The sequence below is a fragment of the Modicisalibacter sp. MOD 31.J genome (assembly GCF_020147985.1).
Classification (GTDB): domain Bacteria; phylum Pseudomonadota; class Gammaproteobacteria; order Pseudomonadales; family Halomonadaceae; genus Modicisalibacter; species Modicisalibacter coralii.
On the sequence record NZ_JAGXFF010000001.1, the window covers coordinates 1,181,657 to 1,197,494 of the forward strand.

Consider the following 15,838-nt stretch of genomic DNA (forward strand, 5'->3'; position numbering starts at 1 on the left):
CTTAACCTGAGCGGGCAGAGCATGTACAATGCGCGCTCGCTCGAACGTTGTCGCGCCCGTGGGCGACGGCAACCAAGAAAAATAGGGATGGTCGAGCGCTCACGCGCGAGGCCCAATACAGCAATTGGTGATTCAATCCATGAAGACGTTCAGTGCTAAGCCGCAGTCCGTCAAGCGCGACTGGTATGTCGTCGACGCCGCGGACAAGACGCTCGGCCGACTGGCCACCGAAATCGCTCGCCGCCTGCGTGGCAAGCACAAGCCCGAATACACGCCGCACGTCGACACCGGCGACTACATCGTCGTGGTCAACGCCGAGAAGGTTCGCGTGACCGGCAACAAGGCCCAGGCGAAGAACTACTACCGCCACACCGGTTATCCGGGCGGCCTGCGCTCCATGAACTTCGAGCAGATGATCGACTACGCGCCGGAGCGTGTCATCGAAGCCGCCGTCAAGGGCATGCTGCCGAAGGGTCCGCTGGGTCGTGCCATGTACACCAAGCTCAAGGTCTATGCCGGTGCCGAGCATCCGCACGCCGCGCAGCAGCCGCAAGAACTGAACATCTAAGGGATATTACGCCATGTCACAGCAGTATTACGGTACCGGTCGTCGCAAGACCTCCACGGCCCGCGTATTCCTCAAGCCGGGCACCGGCAAGATCACCGTCAACAACCGCGAGCTGGGCGAGTACTTCGGTCGCGTCACCGCACAGATGGTGGTGCGTCAGCCGCTCGAGCTGACCCAGACCGGCGAGCAGTTCGACGCCTACATCACGGTCGCCGGCGGCGGCGGTTCGGCCCAGGCCGGCGCGATTCGCCACGGTATCACCCGGGCGCTGATCAGCTACAACGAAGAATTCCGCAAGCCGCTGCGTGAAGCCGGCTATGTGACCCGCGACGCGCGCGAAGTCGAGCGCAAGAAGGTGGGTCTGCGCAAGGCACGTCGTCGTCCGCAGTTCTCCAAGCGTTAACGCGACGCCGGCTCCTGCCGCGAAACGCCCAGGCTCGTCGAGCCTGGGCGTTTTTCGTTGTCGGGGTAGAATGGGGCGAGGCACACGGGTTGTGCATGACCTGGCCGTGCCGTTCACTTGTCCCGGGGGCGCATGGTGCCAGTGATCGGGGAGGCAACAGGGGAAGGAGTCGACAATGACGGAGCGGCGGGTGAACCGGGGGCGGCGACGCTTTCTGGTCGGCGCGACCGGCGTGATGGGGGCGGTGGGGGCCATGGGCGCGGCGGTGCCTTTCGTGGCCTCCTGGCAGCCCAGCGCCCGGGCCCTGGCGGCGGGTGCCCCGGTGCGGGTCGACATCACCAAGCTGGCGCCCGGCCAGCAGGTCACCGTGGCGTGGCGCGGGCGTCCGGTGTGGCTCGTTCACCGCACGCCGGCGATGATCGAGCGCACGCGTGGCTTCGATCCCGACCGCTTGCGTGACCCCGAGTCACGGGCGCCTCAACAGCCGCCCTACGCCGACGGGCCGCTGCGCGCGATCAAGCCCGAGATCGGGGTGCTGGTGGGGATCTGCACGCACCTGGGCTGCTCGCCGGTCTACCGTCCCGAGCCTGGCCAGCCGGCCTTCGGCAGCGACTGGCCGGGCGGGTATTTCTGCCCCTGTCATGGTTCCAAGTTCGACCTCGCCGGGCGGGTCTTCACCAACGTCCCGGCGCCCTTGAACCTGGAGGTGCCGCCGCACCGTTACGAGCGCGACAGCGTCGTCGTGATCGGCGAGGACCCGGAGGTGGCCGATGGCTGATCCCGATCGCGCCAGGTCGCGGCGCGCGCTGATGCGCTGGGTGGATAAGCGCTTCCCGGCGTCGCGGCTGTGGCAGCATCATCTCAGTCGCTATTACGTGCCGAAGAACCTCAACGTCTGGTACGTCTTCGGCTCGCTGGCACTGCTGGTGCTGGCCAATCAGCTGCTCACCGGCATCTGGCTGACCATGAGCTATACGCCGACGGCGGAGGGGGCGTTCGCGTCGATCGAGTACATCATGCGCGACGTGGACTACGGCTGGTTGATCCGCTACCTGCACTCCACCGGGGCCTCGGCGTTCTTCGTGGTGATCTATCTGCACATGTTTCGCGGGTTGCTCTACGGCTCCTACAAGGCGCCGCGGGAACTGATCTGGCTGTTCGGCATGGCCCTCTACCTGGCGCTGATGGCGGAGGCCTTCATGGGCTATCTGTTGCCCTGGGGGCAGATGTCGTACTGGGGCGCGCAGGTGATCATCTCGCTGTTTTCGGCGATCCCCGGCATCGGCCCCGACCTGGCGCAGTGGATCCGCGGCGACTATCTGGTCTCGGGGGTCACCCTCAACCGCTTCTTCGCCCTGCACGTGGTGGCGCTGCCGATCGGGATTCTCGGCCTGGTGGCCCTGCATCTGGTGGCCCTGCACGAAGTGGGCTCGAACAACCCCGACGGCATCGAGATCAAGGCCCGCACCGACGCGCAGGGCAAACCGCTCGACGGCATTCCCTTTCACCCCTACTACACGGTGAAGGACCTGGTCGGCGTCGCGGTCTTCCTGTGCGTGTTCTGCACCGTGGTGTTCTACTTTCCCGAAGGCGGCGGCTACTTTCTCGAGTCGCCCAACTTCGCACCTGCCAACGCCCTGGAGACACCCGCGCACATCGCCCCGGTGTGGTACTTCACGCCGTTCTACGCCATGTTGCGGGCGGTGACCTTCGACCTGCTGGGCCTGGACTCGACGTTCTGGGGCGTGGTGACGATGGGGCTGGCGATCGCGATTCTCTTCGTGCTGCCGTGGCTGGATCGCAGTCCGGTGCGCTCGATGCGCTACAAGGGCCGGGTTTCGCGGATCATGTTGACCGTGTTCGTCGTGGCCTTCGTGACCCTCGGCGTGCTGGGCACGATGCCGCCCACCGGCGTGCGCACCGTGATCGCGCAGGTATGCACGGGGGGGTATTTCGCCTTTTTCCTCGCCATGCCGTTCTATACCCGCCTCGAGGCGACGCGGCCCTTGCCCGACAGGGTGACGGGACGATGAGGCGCCATCTGTTTGCCTGGCTCCTGGCCCTGTTGCCACTTGTCGGCTGGGCGGCGGAAGACGGCGGGGCGGCGCTCGATGCGATGACGCCCGACCTGCACGACAAGGCCTCGTTGCAACGCGGAATGGTGCTGTTCATCGATGAATGCGCCGGATGCCACTCCCTGCAGTACCAGCGCTTCAGTCGCGCCGCCCGCGATCTGGGGATCCCCCGCGATCGGCTCGAGAAGAACCTGATCTTCCCCGAATCGCTGGACTTCAACGACCCCATCCGTACCGGCATGGCGCCTGATGACGGCGAGGCCTGGTTCGGGGTGGCGCCGCCCGACCTGACGCTCGAGGCGCGCCTGCGCGGGACCGACTGGATCTACACCTACCTGCGCAGCTTCTATCGCGACCCCGAGCGGCCGTGGGGCGTCAACAATACGGTGTTTCCGGGAGTGGCGATGCCCAACGTCCTGGAGCCCCTGCAGGGCGTTCAGGAACCGGTCTGCGAAGACGCCGGGCGGGCTGGTGGGGGCCGCGATCCGGGCCATCATCGGTCGTGCCGGACGCTCGAGATCGTGACCCCGGGGAGGCTGTCATCGGCGGCGTTCGACCGGGCGATGTGGGACCTGACCAACTTCCTGGCCTACGTCGGCGAGCCGGCGCGGCTGCAGGCCGAGGCGATCGCGCCGCGCGTATTGATCTTCCTCGCCGTCTTCGCCCTGATCGCCTATCTGCTCAAGCGCGAGTACTGGCGCGATGTCCACTGATGGTGCCATCGGCGGGTCGGCGCGAGTGCGCTAAACGGTCTCTCGGTCGCGGTTTGTCGTGTTATCATTCGGGCTCGAACTGATGCGAGGAACTGTTACATGGGTGTAGTGGCCAAGCGGTCGTCCATGACCTTCTACTCCGGCAGCGATGATCATTACAGTCATCGCGTGCGTATCGTGCTGGCCGAGAAGGGTGTCGCCGTGGACATCATCGAAGCCGACGAGGACAACCGTCCCGCCGAGCTGGCGGATCTCAACCCCTATAACAGCGTGCCGACACTCCTGGATCGTGAGCTGGTGCTCTACGAATCCAAGGTGATGATGGAGTATCTCGACGAGCGCTTCCCGCATCCGCCGCTGTTGCCGGTCTACCCGGTGGCGCGCGCCCAGAGCCGCCTGTGGATGCATCGCATCGAGCGCGAGTGGTGTCCGCTGGTCGAGGAGATCGTCGCCGGCAACAAGAAGGAGGTGGACCGGGCCCGCAAGGAGCTGCGCGAGAGCATCGTCGGTATCACCCCCATCTTCGAGGACATGCCGTTCTTCATGAGCGAGGAGTTCTCGCTGGTCGACTGCTGCATCGCCCCGTTGCTCTGGCGCCTGCCGGCGTTGGGCATCGAACTGCCGGAAAAGCAGGTCAAGCCGCTGATGAGCTACATGGAGCGCCTGTTCTCGCGTGACGCCTTCAAGGCCTCGCTGACCGAGACCGAGCGCGAGATGCGCACCTGAATTCACCGTCGCGGCCGCCACTGACGCCGGCCGCGCTTTACCGAGGGGGTCCGTGCATGCACTCCAGCCGTCCCTACCTGGCCCGCGCCTTGTACGAGTGGTTGCTCGACAACGATCACACGCCCTATATCGTCGTCGACGCCGAGCGCGAGGGCGTTCAGGTGCCGGGTCAGTTCGTGCAGAATGGCCAGATCGTGCTCAATGTCGCGCCCAGCGCGGTCCGCGAGTTGAACATGGCCAACGACGCGATTACCTTCAACGCCCGCTTCGGCGGCCAGCCCATGCAGGTGATCGTGCCCTGCGAGGCGCTGATCGCCCTCTACGCCCGCGAGAACGGCGTGGGGATGGTGTTCGGTCACGAGCCGGTGATGCCGGGCGAGCCGGCACCCGAGGAAGACACGACGAGCGACGAGGCCCGGCCGAGCCTGGAGAGCGTCGACGGCAACGCCGACGCCAGCGACGAGACGTCGGGGGACGACGACCCCGAGGGCGGCAAGAAGAAGGGGCGCCCCTCCCTAAGGGTCATCAAGTAAGCGGCGTCAGCCGGTCATCGCGATACGAAGCGGGCGCCTCGGGGCGCCCGCTTCGTCGTTTCCGAACCCTGGAGGGTGGGTTCAGTCGACGTATTCGAAGATCTTGACGATGCGCTGCACGCCGCCGATGTCGGAGACCTGATTGACGATCCGCTGGGCCTCGTCGTGGGTCACCATGCCCATCAGATAGAGAGTGGCGTTCTCGCAGATCACCTCGACGTGCCGTGAGTCGATGTCCTCGTTGGCGGCCAGTTCGGTCTGGGCGCGGGTCTCCAGCCAGTTGTCCTTCATGCGCTGGCCCATGGGCAGGTTGGCGGCCACGGTCAGCTCGTTGTAGACCTGGCGTACCTGACGGGTGTTCTGGGCGATCGACTCGGCCTCGTCCTTGAGCTCCTGGCTGGGTACCTGGCCGAACAGCAGCACGATGCCGTTGTAGCTGTTGACGCCGACCCGGGCGTCGGTCAGGCGGGCATCGGTCTGCCCCATGGTTTCCTGGATCTTGGACTCGATGGTCTCGTCCTCGACCTTCATGCCCGGCGTGCGGGTGCTGTAGTCCTCGCCCTGCGGGGCCGGGGTGGCCACGCTGTTGATGACGCTGCAACCGCCGAGACCGAGGGCGAAGGCCAGTAGGGCCGGAGTTAGCACTGTCTTCTTCATCATCGTGATTACTCGCTGCTGCCGAAAAGTTGTTCGTCGATCAGGTCGCACAGGCAATGGATGACCAGCAGGTGGACCTCCTGAATGCGTGCGGTCGTCGTGGCGGGCACACGGATCTCGCAATCGTCCTGGCCCAGCAGGGATGCCATGTTGCCGCCGTCGCGTCCGGTCAGGGCGACCACCGCCATGTCGCGGTCGTGAGCCGCCTGAATGGCCTGGACGACGTTCGCGGAATTGCCGCTGGTCGAGATCGCCAGCAGGATGTCGCCGGGCTGGCCCAGCGCGCGGACCTGCTTGGAGAACACTTCATTGTAGGTGTAGTCGTTGGCGATCGAGGTCAGCGTCGAGGTATCGGTGGTCAGCGCCAGGGCGGGCAGGCTCGGCCGTTCGCGCTCGAAGCGGTTGAGCAGCTCCGACGAGAAATGCTGGCTGTCGCCGGCACTCCCGCCGTTGCCGCAGGCGAGGATCTTGCCCTCGTGGATCAGGCACTGGACCATCATCTGGCTGGCGACTTCGATGAAAGGCGGCAGCACTTCGCTGGCATAGGTCTTGGTGTCGATACTGTCGTTGAAGTGGCCGAGAATGCGCGATTGAAAATCCATGTCGATTCGGGTCCGGTAGCGATCAGTACGCCTCGAAGGCGGCGTGTATCCAGGTGAACTCCAGATCGGGTGGAGTGCCGGTGACGCCGACCACATCGAAGCGGCACGGACATGATAATCCGTTGCGTTGGAGATAAAAACGCGCGGCCTTGATCAGGCGGCGCTGCTTGGCGGCAGTGATGGTCTCGAGCGGATGGCCGTGACGGGCGTCGGCACGATGGCGTACCTCGACGAACACCAGGGTCTCGCCATCGCGCATCACCAGATCGAGCTCGCCGCCCTTGGCGTGCTGGTTGCGCGCGACGCATTCGAGCCCGCGGGACTCCAGCCACTGTGCCGTGGCCCCTTCGATCTCGGCGCCGCGCCGGCGGGCGCTCTCAGGGCGAAACAGTGGCACGGGGCGGCTGCGCCGAGTCGAGTGGACGGGTGACGGTATCGTCGGTCTCGTTCGTATCCTCCGTGGACGAGGCCGGCGCCGCGGGCCCGGGCGCAGCGACCTGGTGCATGGGCGGTTGCGGAACGCCGCCGGTGAACTGGGCCCAGGGCAACTGGCGGTGAATGCGTCCGTCGTCGGCGGCGCTCAGCGTGCCGGTCGCCCCGAAGATCTCGATGCCGGACACGGCTTCGAGCACGGGCAGCCGACGGGCCAGTTCGAAGGCGTCGACACCCATCGCCTCGAGCTTGAACAGCGCCGGATCGCTGCCGTCGTGGAGTTCCCGGTAGCTGGCGTAGTAGGGCAGGGCGTCGGCACCGCCGACCGCGGCTTCGGGTATCTGCCAGGGGATCTCGACGAACTGCACGCCGTTCAGGTCGTGGTCGAGGCGTGGCTGCGGGTGCCCCTCGTAGAGATGCGAGGTGGCGTAGATCGGCAGATCCTTCGCGTAGTAGAACTCGAGTGTCGGCGGTACCTGGCGGGCAAAGGGCGGCAGCGCCAGCAAGAAGAGCATGTCGAGGTCGTTGCGGGCCCGCTTGCCGCGGGTATCGAGCAGGCGCTGCACGGCGTTGGCCACCGAGCCCTCGGGGTCGTAGTGGACCTCGCTGGCGACCTGGCCGCCCTGCTGGCGCCAGGCGTCGCGGAAGGCGGCGCCGACGCGGCTGCCCCAGTCGTTGTCGGGCGTCAGCATGCCGGCCCGCTGATGGCCGTCCAGGCGCGCCCGACGGGCCACCTGACGGGCCTCGTCTTCCGCCGAGAGGCCGTACTGAAAGAGCCCGTCGGCGCGATTGGTGGGGGCCACGCCGTAATTCAGGGCCAGGGTCGGCAGCGGCACGCTGTCGCGCTGTTCGAGTTGCGAGACCTTGTCCTTGTCCAGCGGGCCGAGCACCACCTGGGCGCCATCCAGGGTCGCCTGGGCATAGAGGGTGTCGAGGTTGGCCCCGCTGGAATCGTAGAAGGTCAGCTGGGGCGTCTGTTCGCCCTGGTCGAGGGCGTTCATGTGGCGGGTTTCGATGCCCTTGCGCAGCGCGCTGGCGACGTTGGCCAGTGGCCCGGTCTCGGGCAGGAACACGGCGATGTGCCGCACGTCCTGCCCCCGCAGCTCGCGCAGGGCGCGCAGGTCGCCGGGCAGGCGGCGGGCGGCGGGGTGATTGGGGTAGCTCGAACGCCACTGATCGAGGCGCGCGAACAGCTTGGCGATGTCGCCGCCGTTGCGGCGCTGCAGCTTGACCAGTTCGACCCAGCCACGCGACAGGCTGTCGCCCTGGTCGACGCCGTCGAGTGCCGGGCCGCGCAGGCGCGAGAGCTGGCGCCAGATGGCGTCGTTGAGCTCGAAGGGGGCGTCGTCGCGCTGCAGCGCGATCAGCGCCTTGGCGGCGGCCTGTGGCTCGCCGATCAGGCCCTGGGCCTGGGCGCGGCGATAGCGCAGGGTCAGGGTCTGGTCGCGGGTCATCGACACGTCGCCGTCGAGCACCGCGGTGGCCTGGATCACGCTCCAGCCGTCTTCCTGGTCGAGCCCCAGTTGCGAGAGCAGCAGCGCCCACTGGACCCGCGTCTGGGCGTCGAGCTGGGTCGCGTCGATCCCGCCGGCGACCTCGAGCGCCTGCGCCGTATCGCCGCGCCGTGCTAGGATGTCGGCGGCCTGCAGCCGGGTTCGGGCGGCCTCGGAGGCGCTCTGGTTCTGGGCCCGGGTCAGCAGTTCGGCGGGCTCCGGGCCGCCGCGCACGCCTTCCATCGGGGAGGGTTGACCCGCACAGCCGGACATCAGCAGTGCGACAAGGCCGGCGCCGCACAGGCGTCGCAGCGTTTTGTCCATACGTCTCGATTCCTTGTATCAGGCGAAGTCCGGCCAAGTGTCGGCTGTGCCGCTCACGCCGTCTGCCACTCGAGTGCCATCCTGGCAGCGGATCATGACTTACGACGTTCGGATAACGACACATGACCGAGTCTAGCAAAGGCACATTGTACGTGGTGGCCACGCCGATTGGTAACCTCGGCGACCTTTCCGCCCGAGCGCGTGACGTTCTCGCCTCGGTGGCGCTGATCGCCGCCGAGGACACCCGGCACTCGTCGCGACTGTTACGCCATCTGAGCATCGACTGTCCGATGCTGTCGCTCCACGAGCACAACGAGGCGAGTCGCGTCGCACCGCTGTTCGCCAGGCTCGAGGCGGGCGAGGACGTCGCCCTGATCAGCGACGCGGGCACGCCCTTGATCTCCGATCCCGGTTTCGTGCTGGTCCGCGCCTTGCGCGAACGCGGCGCGCGGGTGGTCCCCGTCCCGGGCGCCTGTGCGCTGGTTGCGGCGCTCTCGGCCTCGGGCCTGCCGACCGACCGTTTCCTGTTCGCCGGCTTCCTGCCGGCCCGAAGCGGGGCGCGACGCGCCCGGCTCGAGGCGCTGGTGACCCGCGACGAGACGCTGGTGTTCTACGAATCGCCGCACCGTATCCGCGATACCCTCTCGGATCTGGCGGCCGTCTTCGGCGACCGGCGTCTGGTGCTCGCCCGGGAACTGACCAAGACCTTCGAGACCTTCCTCGACGGCAGCGCCGATACCCTGCTCGAGACGCTGGAAGCCGATCCCGATCAGGCGCGCGGCGAGTTTGTGGTGATGGTCGAGGGGGCCGAGCAGACCGATGCCGATACTGACGGCGCCGAGGCCGAGGGGCGTCGGGTGCTCGCGGCGATGCTCGGCGAAGGGGTCGGCGTCAAGCAGGCCGCCGCGGTGACCGCCAAGTTGCTGGGCGGGCGCAAGAAGGCCTGGTACGACCTCGCCCTGTCGCTCAAGGCCGACGGTTGAGGGGCTCGTGCCGCGCTGCTATTCTTGCGCGCTTGGGAGCCGGCCAGACAGTCGCCGCCGGGGTTTTCGGACCCCGGGGGAGGAAAGTCCGGGCTCCATAGGGCAGGGTGCCAGGTAACCCCTGGGCGGCGCGAGCCGACGGAAAGTGCAGCAGAGAGTAGACCGCCTAAGCAGCGCAAGCTGCCGGCAAGGGTGAAAGGGTGCGGTAAGAGCGCACCGCGCGCCTGGCAACAGTGCGTGGCACGGTAAACCCCACCCGGAGCAAGACCGAATAGGCCCCCGACGCTGTGGCCCGCAGTGGGGGCGGGTAGGTTGCTTGAGCCCAGTGGCGACGCTGGGCCTAGATGAATGACTGTCCGCGACAGAACCCGGCTTACCGGCCGGCTCCCAACCTCTTTCCACATTTGGCCTTCGAGTATCGCATGCCGCATCGCTCTGCCTCCTCGACCCCCTATCGCCATGCCAGCGTACTGCTCGAGGGGGCCATCGATGCGTTGTTCAACGATCCCGAGGGCTGTTATCTCGACGGCACCTTCGGCCGCGGCGGCCACTCCCGGGCGATTCTCGAACGCCTCGCCCCGGCGGGTCGTCTGCTGGCCATCGATCGCGATCCGGCGGCGCTGGCCGAGGCCGGGCGCATCGACGATCCACGCTTCTCGATTCACGCGAGCCCCTTCAGCCGGCTCGGCGAGGTTGCCCGCGAGCAGGGCGTGCACGGCCGGCTGGCCGGCGTGCTGCTCGACGTCGGGGTGTCGTCGCCGCAGCTCGACGATCCCGAGCGCGGTTTCAGCTTCCTGCGCGACGGGCCGCTGGACATGCGCATGGATCCCACCTCCGGCGAGAGTGCCGCCGACTGGCTGGCACATGCCGGCGAGCAGGAGATCGCGCGGATCTTCAAGACCTACGGCGAGGAGCGCTTTGCCCGGCGCATGGCGCGGGCCATCGTCGAGCGCCGCCGCGAGTCGCCGGTGACGCGCACCGGCGAGCTCGCCGAGCTGCTCAAGGCCGCTCACCCGGCCTGGGAGAAGGGCAAGCATCCGGCGACCCGGGCCTTCCAGGCCCTGCGCATCCATGTCAATCGCGAGCTCGAGGAGCTCGATGCCGCCCTGGAGGCGGCGCTCGAGGCCCTGGCCCCCGGCGGGCATCTGGTGGTGATCAGTTTTCATTCGCTGGAGGATCGCCGCGTCAAGCGTTTCATGCGCGATCAGGCCCGTGGCGATACCCATTTGCCACGCGGCATGCCGATCCGGGATGATCAGTTGCGGCGTCGCCTGGAAACGCTGGGCAAGGCCCGGCGCCCGGGCGAGGACGAAATCGCGGAGAATCCCCGTGCCCGCAGCGCCGTGATGCGAGCCGCCCGCAAACTCGTTTGAGGATCGCCATGACTCAGGCAGGTGCCGACAAGACAGCGCCGGGCCGGCCGGCAGCCTGGCGCCCGGGGTGGCGTCAATGGCTGGTGGCGCTGCTGATCCTGTTGGTGCTGGTCAGCGCCCTGGGAGTGATCGCCAGCGCCCATCTCACCCGCGTGCAGTATGCGCGTCTGCAGCGTCTCGAGACCCAGCAGGACAAGCTGCAGACCGAATGGGGGCGGTTGCTGCTCGAGGAGAGTACCTGGTCGGCCCCCTCGCGTATCGAGCGTCTCGCCGCCGAGCGGCTCGAGATGCGCGTGCCGGATGTCAGTCATATCGAGGTGATCCGACCATGACGCAGGCGCGAGGTCCGCAACCGTCGCCGTCGCGTGCCGAGATGGCCCCGATGGGCTCGGGGCGCTATCGCTTCATGGTGGGGGTGGTGCTGTGTGCCCTGGCGGTGCTGGTGGGGCGCATCTTCGATCTCAACGTGCTCGATCGCAGCTTCCTCCAGGGCCAGGGCGATGCCCGCACCCTGCGCGTCGAGTCGATCGATGCCCACCGCGGCATGATCACCGACCGCAACGGCGATCCGCTGGCGATCTCGACCCCGGTGGTGAGTCTCTGGGCCAACCCCCAGGAGCTGCCCGAGGACGACATCCAGCGCCTGGTGCTGGCCAAGGCGCTGGGCGTCGATCTCGACGCCCTCAATGCGCGCATCGCGCGCTATGCCGATCACGAGTTCATGTACCTGCGTCGGCGAATGACGCCCGCCGCGGCGCAGAAGATCGTCGACCTGCATCTGCCCGGTGTCTACGAGCAGCACGAATACAAGCGCTACTATCCCTCCGGCGAGGTCACCGCGCAGCTGGTCGGCGTGACCAACGTCGACGATCGCGGTCAGGAGGGGATGGAGCTCGCCTACAACGGCTATCTCACCGGCGAGCCGGGCAAGCGGCGCGTGCTCAAGGACCGCAAGGGGCGTCTGGTGCGCGATCTGCATCTGATCAAGGAGGCCAAGCCGGGCGGCGACCTGACCCTGTCGATCGACCTGCGCTTGCAGTACATGGCCTACCGCGAACTCAAGGCGGCGGTCGACGAACATCACGCCGACGGCGGCACGCTGGTGATGATGGACGCGCACACCGGCGAGGTCCTGGCGATGGCCAACGCGCCCTCGTACAACCCCAACAACCGCACCGACATCGATGTCGACGGGCTGCGCAACCAGGCCATCACCGATGCCTTCGAGCCCGGCTCGGTGATGAAGCCGCTGGCGATGTCGGCGGCGCTGGAGACCGCCAAGATCTCGCCGGACACGGTGATCGATACCTCGCCCGGCTACATGCGGGTCGACGGTTACACCATCAACGACTTCCGCAACTACGGCAAGCTCAAGCCGGCCGGGATCCTGCTGCACTCGTCGAACATCGGCATGACCCGCATCGCGCTGCAGCTCGACGACGACACCATCTGGAATCGTTATCAGGCGCTGGGACTGGGACAGGCGCCGGGCACCGGCTTCCCGGGCGAGGCGGAAGGCAGCCTGCCGGCCCCCTACAACTGGTCGGACAGCAAGCGGGCGACCATGGCCTACGGCTACGGGGTGGCGGTGTCGGCCCTGCAACTGGCGACCGCCTACACGGCGATTGCCAATGACGGTCGCGAACTGTCGCCGTCGCTGCTCAAGGTCGCCGATCCGCCCCGGGGCAAGCCGGTCATCAAGCCCAAGGTGGCGCACGAGCTGCTGGGCATGATGGAGCACATCGTTCAGCCCGATGCCGGCGGCTCGCGGGCGATGGTTCCCGGCTACCGGATCGCCGGCAAGACCGGCACGGTGCGCAAGGTGGAAAGCTCCGGCTACCAGACCACCGCCTACCGCTCGCTGTTCGCCGGCATCGCCCCGGTGTCCGACCCGCGCATCGTCACCGTGGTGATGATCGACAATGCCAAGGGGCAGGAGTACTACGGCGGCCTGGTCGCCGCCCCGGTCTTTTCCCGCGTGGTCGGCAAGGCGCTGCGCCTGCTCGATGTCCTGCCCGACAAGAAGGAGGCCCTCCAGTGATCACCACCCAACGGGCGCGTCTCGCCGAGGCCGTGACCTCGCTGTGGCCCACGTGCTCCCTGCCCGATGCCGCGCTGGGCGACGATGCCCCGCTGTGCCTGAGCCGCGACAGCCGCGAGATCGGGCGTTGCCCGCACCCGGCGGTCTTCATCGCCGTGCCCGGCGTGGCCAGCGACGGACGTCGCTTCATCGCCGACGCCCTGGCCGCCGGCGCCGAGTGGGTGCTCGCCGATGCCGATGGGCGCGAGGCGTTCGCCGAGGTGCCGGGACACGACGCGGCGCGCGTCGTCTGGCTACCGGAGCTGCGCCACTCCCTCGGCGCGCTGGGACGGGCCCTGTTCGCCGTTCCCGAGACGCTGTCGCTGATCGGGGTGACCGGCACCAACGGCAAGAGTTCGGTCACCCATTACCTCGCCGCGCTGTCCGAGGCACTGGGCCGGCCGGCCGGCGTCGTCGGCACGCTGGGCTGGGGGCGGCCCGGCGCGCTCGTCGACAGCGGCCAGACCACCCCGGGCGCGCTGGAACTGCAGGCGGCCTTGGGCGCGATGGCAGCCGATGGCGTCGAGCGGGTGGCGCTCGAGGTCTCCTCGCACGCCCTCGACCAGGACCGGCTCGCCGGTGCGACGCTGCGCGCCGCGGTCTTCACCAACCTGACCCGCGACCATCTCGACTACCACGGCAGCATGGCCGCCTACGCCGCCGCCAAGGCGCGCCTGTTCCGGCGCCCCGAGCTCGAACTGGCGGTGGTCAACGGCGACGATCCGCTGGCGCCGTTGATGCTGGCGGGGCTGCCTGCGGGGGTTCGCGTGCTGGCGGCCGGCGAGGCCGAGTCGACCACGCTGCGCGTGCTCGACTGGCTGCCCCATGCCGACGGCCAGCGGGCGCTGATTGCCACCCCGGACGACGAACGGGCGCTGGAGCTGGCGCTGATGGGGCGCTTCAATCTGGACAACGTGCTGCTGGCCATGGCCACCCTGCTGGGCCTGGGTGAAGACCTCGACGCACTGTGCGACGCGGCCGCCTCCCTGGCGCCGGTGCCGGGGCGCATGCAACGCGTGAGCCGGCCGGGGGCGCCGACGGTGGTGGTCGATTACGCCCATACCCCCGAGGCGTTGCGTCATGCCCTCGAGGCGCTGCGCGCCCATCTGCCCGGTGACGCGACGTCCCCCGCCCCGGGTCGCCTGTGGTGCCTGTTCGGTTGCGGCGGCGACCGCGACACCGGCAAGCGCGCGCTGATGGGCGACGCCGCCGGGGCGGTCGCCGACCGCTGCGTGGTCACCGACGACAACCCGCGCAGCGAGGAGCCCGCGGCCATTCGCCGGCAGATACTCGACGGCATGAATGCGTCGGCACGAGAGCGAGCCTGGTGCATCGACGGCCGTGGCGCGGCGATCGAGCGTGCGGTGGCCGAGGCTGGCCCTGACGATGTCATCCTGATCGCCGGCAAGGGTCACGAGGATTACCAGGAGATCGCCGGCAAGCGCTGGCCGTTCTCCGACCGGGCCCGCGCCGAGGCGGCCCTGGCGCAGCGCGGGGCGGCGACATGACCCCCTGTGGCCTTGCCTCGCTCGCCGAGGTGGCGGCGCTGCTGGGTGCGTCGGCGCCGGTATCGGACCAGCCGATCGCCGCGGTGAACACCGATACCCGGGCGCTGGGCGAGAACGACCTGTTCGTGGCGCTGAGCGGCGAGCGCTTCGACGGTCACGACTTCCTGGCGGCGGCGCGCGAGGCGGGGGCCGCGGCCGCGGTTGTCTCGCGGCGCGTCGACGACCCGCTGACGCAGATCGAGGTGGCCGATACCCGCCTGGCACTGGGGGTTCTCGCCAAGGCGCGGCGCGATGCCTGGCAGGGGCCGCTGGCCGCGGTGACCGGCAACAGCGGCAAGACCACCGTCAAGGAGATGCTCGCGGCGCTGTTGCGCCGCCGGGGCGAGACGCTGGCGACCCGCGGCAACTTCAACAACGACATCGGCGTGCCGCTGACGCTGCTGGGGCTGAGCGAGGCGCATCGACAGGCGGTGATCGAGCTGGGAGCCAATCACCTCGGCGAGATCGCCTGGACGACGGCCCTGGCTCGCCCCCAGGTGGCGGTGATCACCAACGTCACCGGTGCGCACATCGGCGAGTTCGGCGGCCTGGGGCAGATCGCCCAGGCCAAGGCGGAGATCCTCGCCGGGCTGCCGGCGTCGGGAACTGCGGTGCTCAACCGCGACGACGCCTTCTATCCCTTCTGGCGACGTCTCGCCGGCGAGCGCGAGGTGATGGACTTTGCCCTCGAGCAACCGGCACGGGTCAACGCTGTCGATCTGGTCTGCGATTCGCTGGGGCGGTATGCTTTCTCGCTTGTGCATGACGGGCGCACGCTGGGCCGTGTGTCGCTGTCACTGATGGGGCGCCACAACGTCGCCAATGCCCTGGCGGCGGCGGCGGCGGCCCTCGCCCTGGGCTTGGCCGAGACGGACGTGCTCGCCGGTCTGGCCGAGGCATCGGCGCTCTCGGGGCGCTTGTCGCTGACCCCGGGCAAGCAGGGGCGCCGCTTGCTGGACGATACCTATAACGCCAACCCGGGGGCCGTGAAGGCGGCGCTTGCGGTGCTCGCCGAACTGCCGGCACCGCGCTGGTGCTTCCTGGGCGCGATGGGCGAACTGGGCGGGGCCTCCGCAGCCCTGCATGCCGAGGTCGGCCGTCACGCGCGCGACCTGGGTATCGATTTTCTCGGCACGCTGGGTGCCGAAGCCGAGCCGGCGGCTCGGGCCTTCGGCGAACCCGGCTGTCATTTCACGGATTGGGAGGCGCTGCTGCGCCATGCCCACGACCATCTGCCACCCGGGGCCAGCGTGCTGGTCAAGGGGTCGCGCAGTGCCGGGATGGAACGACTCATCGCCGAGCTGCGCGCGGATGCACCAAGGTGATCGC

General features: G+C 68.3%; 17 protein-coding genes and 1 other RNA gene. 14 read left to right on the forward strand and 4 right to left on the reverse strand.

The annotated features are described in order from the left end of the window. The first annotated feature begins 139 nt into the window (after positions 1–139). The 7 genes from rplM (at position 140) to KGR00_RS05300 (ending at position 5,018) form a co-directional block, all read left to right on the forward strand. Positions 140–568, forward strand: coding sequence for a 50S ribosomal protein L13 (rplM, locus tag KGR00_RS05270; RefSeq protein ID WP_129141913.1), 429 nt, complete (start codon positions 140–142; stop codon positions 566–568). A 13-nt stretch (positions 569–581) separates the two neighbouring features. Beyond that, complete coding sequence (gene rpsI, locus KGR00_RS05275) at positions 582–971, forward strand: 30S ribosomal protein S9 (RefSeq protein WP_129141914.1); 390 nt, start codon at positions 582–584, stop codon at positions 969–971. Positions 972–1,146: 175 nt separating this feature from the next. Further along, on the forward strand, positions 1,147–1,749 hold the full coding sequence (gene petA / locus KGR00_RS05280) for a ubiquinol-cytochrome c reductase iron-sulfur subunit (RefSeq protein ID WP_224417389.1): 603 nt from the start codon (positions 1,147–1,149) through the stop codon (positions 1,747–1,749). Beyond that, on the forward strand, positions 1,742–3,004 hold the full coding sequence (locus KGR00_RS05285) for a cytochrome bc complex cytochrome b subunit (RefSeq protein ID WP_224417388.1): 1,263 nt from the start codon (positions 1,742–1,744) through the stop codon (positions 3,002–3,004). Before petA ends, KGR00_RS05285 begins: the two co-directional genes overlap by 8 nt. Further along, a complete protein-coding gene (locus tag KGR00_RS05290; protein ID WP_224417387.1) occupies positions 3,001–3,759 on the forward strand; it encodes a cytochrome c1 in 759 nt (252 codons plus the stop codon). Before KGR00_RS05285 ends, KGR00_RS05290 begins: the two co-directional genes overlap by 4 nt. A 99-nt stretch (positions 3,760–3,858) precedes the next feature. After that, the gene (gene sspA, locus KGR00_RS05295; protein ID WP_129141918.1) at positions 3,859–4,485 is read left to right on the forward strand and encodes a stringent starvation protein SspA; all 627 of its coding nucleotides are present in this window, start codon (positions 3,859–3,861) and stop codon (positions 4,483–4,485) included. Positions 4,486–4,541: 56 nt separating this feature from the next. Beyond that, complete coding sequence (locus KGR00_RS05300) at positions 4,542–5,018, forward strand: ClpXP protease specificity-enhancing factor (RefSeq protein WP_224417386.1); 477 nt, start codon at positions 4,542–4,544, stop codon at positions 5,016–5,018. Between the two features lie 81 nt (positions 5,019–5,099). Here the strand turns inward: KGR00_RS05300 and KGR00_RS05305 are convergent, their stop codons facing one another. The 4 genes from KGR00_RS05305 to KGR00_RS05320 are packed head-to-tail and all read right to left on the reverse strand — an operon-like array spanning position 5,100 to position 8,526. Next, positions 5,100–5,678 (reverse strand): BON domain-containing protein, encoded by a 579-nt coding sequence (locus KGR00_RS05305; RefSeq protein WP_224417385.1) that lies wholly within the window; start codon positions 5,676–5,678, stop codon positions 5,100–5,102. Between the two features lie 5 nt (positions 5,679–5,683). After that, entirely contained in the window at positions 5,684–6,277 is a 594-nt protein-coding gene (locus tag KGR00_RS05310) for a phosphoheptose isomerase (protein WP_129141920.1), read from the reverse strand. 22 nt (positions 6,278–6,299) lie between these two features. Next, entirely contained in the window at positions 6,300–6,668 is a 369-nt protein-coding gene (locus tag KGR00_RS05315; RefSeq protein ID WP_129141939.1) for a YraN family protein, read from the reverse strand. After that, positions 6,655–8,526, reverse strand: coding sequence for a penicillin-binding protein activator (locus tag KGR00_RS05320; protein WP_224417384.1), 1,872 nt, complete (start codon positions 8,524–8,526; stop codon positions 6,655–6,657). Before KGR00_RS05320 ends, KGR00_RS05315 begins: the two co-directional genes overlap by 14 nt. A 122-nt stretch (positions 8,527–8,648) precedes the next feature. Here KGR00_RS05320 and rsmI point away from each other — a divergent pair, with 122 nt between their 5' ends. The 7 genes from rsmI (at position 8,649) to murF (ending at position 15,834) form a co-directional block, all read left to right on the forward strand. Then, the gene (gene rsmI / locus KGR00_RS05325) at positions 8,649–9,509 is read left to right on the forward strand and encodes a 16S rRNA (cytidine(1402)-2'-O)-methyltransferase (protein ID WP_224417383.1); all 861 of its coding nucleotides are present in this window, start codon (positions 8,649–8,651) and stop codon (positions 9,507–9,509) included. Between the two features lie 35 nt (positions 9,510–9,544). After that, positions 9,545–9,901, forward strand: an RNA gene (gene rnpB, locus KGR00_RS05330) — RNase P RNA component class A. Positions 9,902–9,931: 30 nt separating this feature from the next. Further along, complete coding sequence (rsmH, locus tag KGR00_RS05335) at positions 9,932–10,882, forward strand: 16S rRNA (cytosine(1402)-N(4))-methyltransferase RsmH (protein WP_129141923.1); 951 nt, start codon at positions 9,932–9,934, stop codon at positions 10,880–10,882. An 8-nt stretch (positions 10,883–10,890) separates the two neighbouring features. After that, positions 10,891–11,214, forward strand: a complete 324-nt coding sequence (gene ftsL, locus KGR00_RS05340; RefSeq protein WP_129141924.1) for a cell division protein FtsL — start codon at positions 10,891–10,893, stop codon at positions 11,212–11,214. Beyond that, on the forward strand, positions 11,211–12,923 hold the full coding sequence (locus tag KGR00_RS05345) for a penicillin-binding transpeptidase domain-containing protein (protein WP_224417382.1): 1,713 nt from the start codon (positions 11,211–11,213) through the stop codon (positions 12,921–12,923). Before ftsL ends, KGR00_RS05345 begins: the two co-directional genes overlap by 4 nt. Beyond that, the gene (locus tag KGR00_RS05350) at positions 12,920–14,470 is read left to right on the forward strand and encodes a UDP-N-acetylmuramoyl-L-alanyl-D-glutamate--2,6-diaminopimelate ligase (RefSeq protein WP_224417381.1); all 1,551 of its coding nucleotides are present in this window, start codon (positions 12,920–12,922) and stop codon (positions 14,468–14,470) included. Before KGR00_RS05345 ends, KGR00_RS05350 begins: the two co-directional genes overlap by 4 nt. Next, positions 14,467–15,834, forward strand: a complete 1,368-nt coding sequence (gene murF / locus KGR00_RS05355) for a UDP-N-acetylmuramoyl-tripeptide--D-alanyl-D-alanine ligase (protein ID WP_224417380.1) — start codon at positions 14,467–14,469, stop codon at positions 15,832–15,834. Before KGR00_RS05350 ends, murF begins: the two co-directional genes overlap by 4 nt. Positions 15,835–15,838: the final 4 nt, after the last annotated feature.

Coding starts and splice junctions, on each gene's coding strand:
- ftsL (WP_129141924.1), top strand. CDS start 10,891: ATGACTCAGGCAGGTGCCGACAAGACAGCGCCGGGCCGGCCGGCAGCC.
- murF (WP_224417380.1), top strand. CDS start 14,467: ATGACCCCCTGTGGCCTTGCCTCGCTCGCCGAGGTGGCGGCGCTGCTG.
- rplM (WP_129141913.1), top strand. CDS start 140: ATGAAGACGTTCAGTGCTAAGCCGCAGTCCGTCAAGCGCGACTGGTAT.
- KGR00_RS05300 (WP_224417386.1), top strand. CDS start 4,542: ATGCACTCCAGCCGTCCCTACCTGGCCCGCGCCTTGTACGAGTGGTTG.
- rpsI (WP_129141914.1), top strand. CDS start 582: ATGTCACAGCAGTATTACGGTACCGGTCGTCGCAAGACCTCCACGGCC.
- sspA (WP_129141918.1), top strand. CDS start 3,859: ATGGGTGTAGTGGCCAAGCGGTCGTCCATGACCTTCTACTCCGGCAGC.
- rsmH (WP_129141923.1), top strand. CDS start 9,932: ATGCCGCATCGCTCTGCCTCCTCGACCCCCTATCGCCATGCCAGCGTA.
- KGR00_RS05305 (WP_224417385.1), bottom strand. CDS start 5,678: ATGATGAAGAAGACAGTGCTAACTCCGGCCCTACTGGCCTTCGCCCTC.
- KGR00_RS05345 (WP_224417382.1), top strand. CDS start 11,211: ATGACGCAGGCGCGAGGTCCGCAACCGTCGCCGTCGCGTGCCGAGATG.
- petA (WP_224417389.1), top strand. CDS start 1,147: ATGACGGAGCGGCGGGTGAACCGGGGGCGGCGACGCTTTCTGGTCGGC.
- rsmI (WP_224417383.1), top strand. CDS start 8,649: ATGACCGAGTCTAGCAAAGGCACATTGTACGTGGTGGCCACGCCGATT.
- KGR00_RS05320 (WP_224417384.1), bottom strand. CDS start 8,526: ATGGACAAAACGCTGCGACGCCTGTGCGGCGCCGGCCTTGTCGCACTG.
- KGR00_RS05290 (WP_224417387.1), top strand. CDS start 3,001: ATGAGGCGCCATCTGTTTGCCTGGCTCCTGGCCCTGTTGCCACTTGTC.
- KGR00_RS05285 (WP_224417388.1), top strand. CDS start 1,742: ATGGCTGATCCCGATCGCGCCAGGTCGCGGCGCGCGCTGATGCGCTGG.
- KGR00_RS05310 (WP_129141920.1), bottom strand. CDS start 6,277: ATGGATTTTCAATCGCGCATTCTCGGCCACTTCAACGACAGTATCGAC.